General features: G+C 71.2%; 4 protein-coding genes. 3 read left to right on the top strand and 1 reads right to left on the bottom strand.

Annotated features, from left to right (window positions below; genetic code table 11):
• Together G3I40_RS31245 and alc are read left to right on the top strand one after the other, a co-directional pair.
• Positions 1 to 225, top strand: a 225-nt coding sequence (locus G3I40_RS31245) for a LysR family transcriptional regulator substrate-binding protein (RefSeq protein WP_164305978.1), incomplete at its 5' end; no start/stop codon positions are given.
• A 93-nt stretch (positions 226 to 318) separates the two neighbouring features.
• Positions 319 to 1,449, top strand: a complete 1,131-nt coding sequence (gene alc, locus G3I40_RS31240) for an allantoicase (RefSeq protein WP_164305977.1) — start codon at positions 319 to 321, stop codon at positions 1,447 to 1,449.
• A gap of 477 nt (positions 1,450 to 1,926) precedes the next feature.
• Here alc and pepN read toward each other — a convergent pair whose 3' ends face one another.
• On the bottom strand, positions 1,927 to 4,500 hold the full coding sequence (pepN, locus tag G3I40_RS31235; RefSeq protein ID WP_164305976.1) for an aminopeptidase N: 2,574 nt from the start codon (positions 4,498 to 4,500) through the stop codon (positions 1,927 to 1,929).
• Between the two features lie 129 nt (positions 4,501 to 4,629).
• Here pepN and G3I40_RS31230 point away from each other — a divergent pair.
• Positions 4,630 to 4,830: DUF1203 domain-containing protein (locus tag G3I40_RS31230; RefSeq protein WP_164305975.1), on the top strand; the 201-nt coding region annotated here is incomplete at its 3' end.

Genomic DNA, 4,830 nt, shown 5'->3' with positions numbered 1-4,830 from the left:
GCGCACAGCGCGGCCGGGTGGACGGCGATCCTCGCCATGGTCGAGGCGGGGATGGGGATCGCGCTCGTCCCGCGGATGGCGGCCGCCCGGCGGGACGGCGTCGTGATGTGCGCGCTGGGCGCCGACCGTCCCGTACGGCACGTGGTGGCGGCCGTGCGGCGGGGAGCGGAGGAGGGGGCGGCGGTGCGGCGCGTGCTGGACGCGCTGCGCGCGGAGCCCGTCTGAGTCACCACGGCCGCGATTGTTCAGCTGAACTGAACAGGAACCTCGAAAACTTTCGATGGACCTGTGCGGTCGGTGTGCCCGAGAGTGACGTTCATGACGACGACCCCCGCACACGACGACCCGCACGCCAACGACGCCGCTCCCTACGGCGGCGGCGACCCGTACGCCGACTACCGCACCTTCGGCGACGCCGACGCCGACGCCTTCACCGACCTCGTCGACCTCGCCGACCGCCGCCTCGGCGCCGGTGTCCTCGCCGCCAACGACGAGTTCTTCGCCGAGCGCGAGAACCTCCTCGTGCGCGAGCGGGCCGTCTTCGACCCGGAGCACTTCGGGCACAAGGGCAAGATCATGGACGGCTGGGAGACCCGGCGCCGCCGCGGCACCGCCGACTCGCCGTTCCCGGCGCCCGAGGACCACGACTGGGCCATCGTCCGCCTCGGCGCGCCCGGCGTGATCCGCGGCGTGATCGTCGACACCGCCCACTTCCGCGGCAACTACCCGCAGCGCGTGAGCATCCAGGCGACGTCGCTGCCCGGCGCCCCCGGCCCCGAGCAGCTGCTCGCCGACGACGTGAAGTGGGAGGAGATCGTCCCGCGCAGCCAGGTCCGCGGCCACGCCGCCAACGCCTTCACCGTCACCTCCGAGCGCCGCTTCACGCACCTGCGCGTCTGCCAGCACCCCGACGGCGGCATCGCCCGCCTGCGGGTGCACGGCGAGGTCGTGCCCGACCCCGAGTGGCTCGACCTGCTGGGCACCTTCGACCTGGTGTCGGTCCTCAACGGCGGTACGTACGAGGACGCGTCGGACAAGTTCTACTCCTCGCCGACGCAGATCATCCTGCCCGGCACCTCCCGCAAGATGGACGACGGCTGGGAGAACCGCCGCCGCCGCGTCCACGGCACCAACGACTGGGTCCGCTTCCGGCTCGCCGCGCAGGGCGCGATACGCGCCGTCGAGATCGACACCGCGTACCTGAAGGGCAACTCGGCGGGCTGGATCGCGCTCAGCGGCCGCAACGGCGACACGGGCGAATGGTTCGAGATCATCCCCCGCACCAAGCTCCAGCCCGACACCCTGCACCGCTTCCCGCTCGCCGCACAGGCCGTCGCGACGCACGTACGCCTCGACGCGTTCCCCGACGGCGGCGTCGCCCGGATGCGCCTGCACGGTGTCCTCACGGAGCAGGGCCGCGCCACCCTCCGGGACCGCTTCACCCTCTGACGCCGGCTGGTCGGCTGGTCGTCCTGTTGCGGGCCGGTGGGGCTTCTCGCGCAGTTCCCCGCGCCCCTGAAGCAGCGACTTCGTCGCGCTTCTCCTGGGGCGCGGGGCTGTGTCACTAGCGGCTCCGCCGCGGAGCGCGAGCAGCCTCGACGAAAGCCGCGCCCGAGAACGACGAGCCCCGGCCCGGGGGTGGTTCACCCGCTGACGGTCGGCCGGGTGCGGGCCGGTGGGGCTTCTCGCGCAGTTCCCCGCGCCCCTGGAGGTGCGCACTACGTGCGCGACCTCTGTTGGAGGCTGTGGCGGAGCCGTAAGCCTCTGGGTGAAGCGCGACGGAGTCGCATGCTTCAGGGGCGCGGGGAATTGCGCGACCAGCCACGACGAAGCCCGCGCCCGAGAACGACGAGCCCGCGCCCGAGAACGACGAGCCCCGGCCCGGGGGTGCAGCACCGATGATCCGGCCCGCACCCCCCGGAGGGGCTACGCGTCGGCGGCCTGGGCGCCCAGCGCCCGCTCCACGCCGGACGACGCCTCCGAGACCAGCCGCCGCAGCGCCGCGCTCGGCTCGGCCGAGGACAGCCAGTCGGACGTCCTCGCGAGGGTGTCCTCGGTGACCTGGATCGACGGGTACAGGCCGATCGCGATCTGCTGGGCCATCTCGTGCGAGCGCGAGTCCCACACGCCCTTGAGCGCCTCGAAGTACTTCTCCGTGTACGGCGCGAGCAGCTCGCGCTGGTCGGTCTGGACGAAGCCGCCGATCACCGCTTCCTGCACCGCGTTCGGCAGGGCGTCGGACTCGATGACCGAGGCCCAGGCCTCCGCCTTCGCCTCCGGGGTCGGACGCGCGGCACGGGCGGTCGCCGCGTGCCGCTCACCGGCGGCCGTGCGGTCCCGCTCGTACTCGGTGGTGATCTCCGCCTCGTCGAAGCGGCCGACCGCCGCGAGCCGCTGCACGAACGCCCAGCGCAGCTCGGTGTCGACGGCCAGGCCCTCGATCGTCTGCGACCCCTCCAACAGGCTTTCCAGCAGGTCGAGTTGCTCCGGCGTACGGGCCGTCGCCGCGAACGCGCGGGCCCACGCCAGCTGGTGGTCGCTGCCCGGCTCGGCGGTGCGCAGGTGGGTCAGCGCCGCCTCGGTCCAGCGGGCCAGCAGCGCGTCGCGGTGGGACGGGGCCGCGTACAGGTCAAGGGCCAGCTTCACCTGACGGTGCAGCGACTGCACCACGCCGATGTCGGACTCCTTGGTGATGCCGGACAGCACCAGGTCCAGGTAGGCGCTGGTGGACAGCTCCGCGTCGCGCGTCATGTCCCAGGCCGAGGCCCAGCACAGGGCGCGCGGCAGCGAGGACTCGAAATCGCCGAGGTGCTGCGTGACGAAGGCCAGCGACTGCTCGTCGAGGCGGACCTTCGCGTACGACAGGTCGTCGTCGTTGAGCAGGATCACGGCCGGGCGGTGCTTGCCGACGAGCGCGGGCACCTCGGTCGACCCACTGGCCGTGACGTCGAGTTCGATGCGCTCGCCGCGCAGCAGCTTGCCGCTGTCGTCGTCGAGGTCGTACAGGCCGATCGCGATGCGGTGCGGGCGCAGCGTCGAGGTGCCCTTCGCGCCCTCGGGCAGCGCCGGGGCCTCCTGGCGGATCGCGAACGAGGTGATGACGCCGCGCTCGTCGGTCTCGATCTCGGGGCGCAGCACGTTGATGCCGGCCGTCTCCAGCCACGCCTTCGACCAGGCCTTCAGGTCCCGGCCGCTGGTCTCCTCCAGCGCGCCCAGCAGGTCGCTGAGCCGGGTGTTGCCGAACGCGTGCCGCTTGAAATAGGCCTGCACGCCCTGGAAGAACTCGTCCATGCCGACGTACGCGACGAGCTGCTTGAGGACGGAGGCCCCCTTCGCGTACGTGATGCCGTCGAAGTTGACGAGCACGTCGTCGAGGTCGTTGATCTCGGCCATGATCGGGTGCGTGGAGGGCAGCTGGTCCTGCCGGTACGCCCAGGTCTTCATGGAGTTGGCGAACGTCGTCCACGAGTGCGGCCAGCGCGAGTTCGGCGCGTACGCCTGGCAGGCGGCCTCCGCGTACGTGGCGAACGACTCGTTCAGCCACAGGTCGTTCCACCACTCCATGGTGACCAGGTCGCCGAACCACATGTGGGCCAGCTCGTGCAGGATCGTGGCGGCCCGCACCTCGTACGCGGCGTCGGTCACCTTCGACCGGAACACGTACTGGTCGCGAATGGTGACGGCGCCCGCGTTCTCCATGGCGCCGGCGTTGAACTCGGGCACGAAGAGCTGGTCGTACTTGGCGAAGGGGTACGCGTAGTCGAACTTCTCCTGGAACCAGTCGAAGCCCTGCCGCGTCACCTCGAAGATCGCGTCCGAGTCGAGGAACTCGGCGAGCGAGGGACGGCAGTAGATGCCGAGCGGGACGGACTGCCCGGTCTCGGGGTTCTCGTACGACGAGTGCACCGAGTGGTACGGGCCGACGATGAGGGCCGTGATGTACGTCGACATCCGCGGCGTCGGTGCGAAGGACCAGACGTCGTCCTTGGGCTCCGGCGTCGGGGAGTTGGAGATGACGGTCCAGCCGCTCGGCGCCTTCACCGTGAACCGGAAGGTCGCCTTCAGGTCCGGCTGCTCGAAGCTCGCGAACACGCGGCGCGCGTCCGGCACCTCGAACTGCGTGTAGAGATAGGCCTGTTGGTCGACAGGGTCGACGAAGCGGTGCAGCCCCTCGCCGGTGTTCGTGTACGCGGCGTCGGCGACGACCCGCAGCTCGTTGAGCCCCTGCTCCAGGTGGGCCAGCGCGATGCGCGAGTCACGGAACACGGCGGCGACGTCGAGCGAGCGCCCGTTCAGGACCACCTCGTGGACGGCGTCCGCGATCAGGTCGATGAAGGTCTCCGCGCCCGCCTCCGCGCTGTCGAAGCGCACGGAGGTCACCGACCGGAACGTGCCGCCCTCTTGGGCGCCGGAGAGATCGAGATCGATCTCGTACGAGTCCACGGTGAGCAGCTTCGCCCGCTGCTGTGCCTCTACGCGGGTCAGATTGGTGCCAGGCACGCGGTCATCTCCTAGTGCGGTCTGTGTTCTTGCGTATGCGACGTTTCGGCCATCCTTCCACGCGGGGTGGGGCAAAGCGATGTCCGTTTTCCGCCGGTGAACACGCGTGCGCGAAGGGAGCCTGGAGCCATGACCAGGTACACCGCACGCCCCATCGAGGCCACCGCCCTCAAGGAGCTCCGCACCACCGACGACGCGGGCCGCCCCTGCGTCCCGTACACCGCCACCGACGACGACGCCGGCTCCCCGCTGCGCTGCTGCCTGCGGCCGGTCCGCGAGGGCGAGCGCATCGCCCTCGTCGCGTACGCGCCGCTGCGCCGCTGGGCCGCC

Origin of the sequence: Streptomyces sp. SID14478, from assembly GCF_010548525.1 — a bacterium.
Taxonomy (GTDB): domain Bacteria; phylum Actinomycetota; class Actinomycetes; order Streptomycetales; family Streptomycetaceae; genus Streptomyces.
The sequence above is the reverse complement of the archived record's forward strand: the minus strand, read 5'-3'. Positions and strand labels throughout refer to the sequence as shown.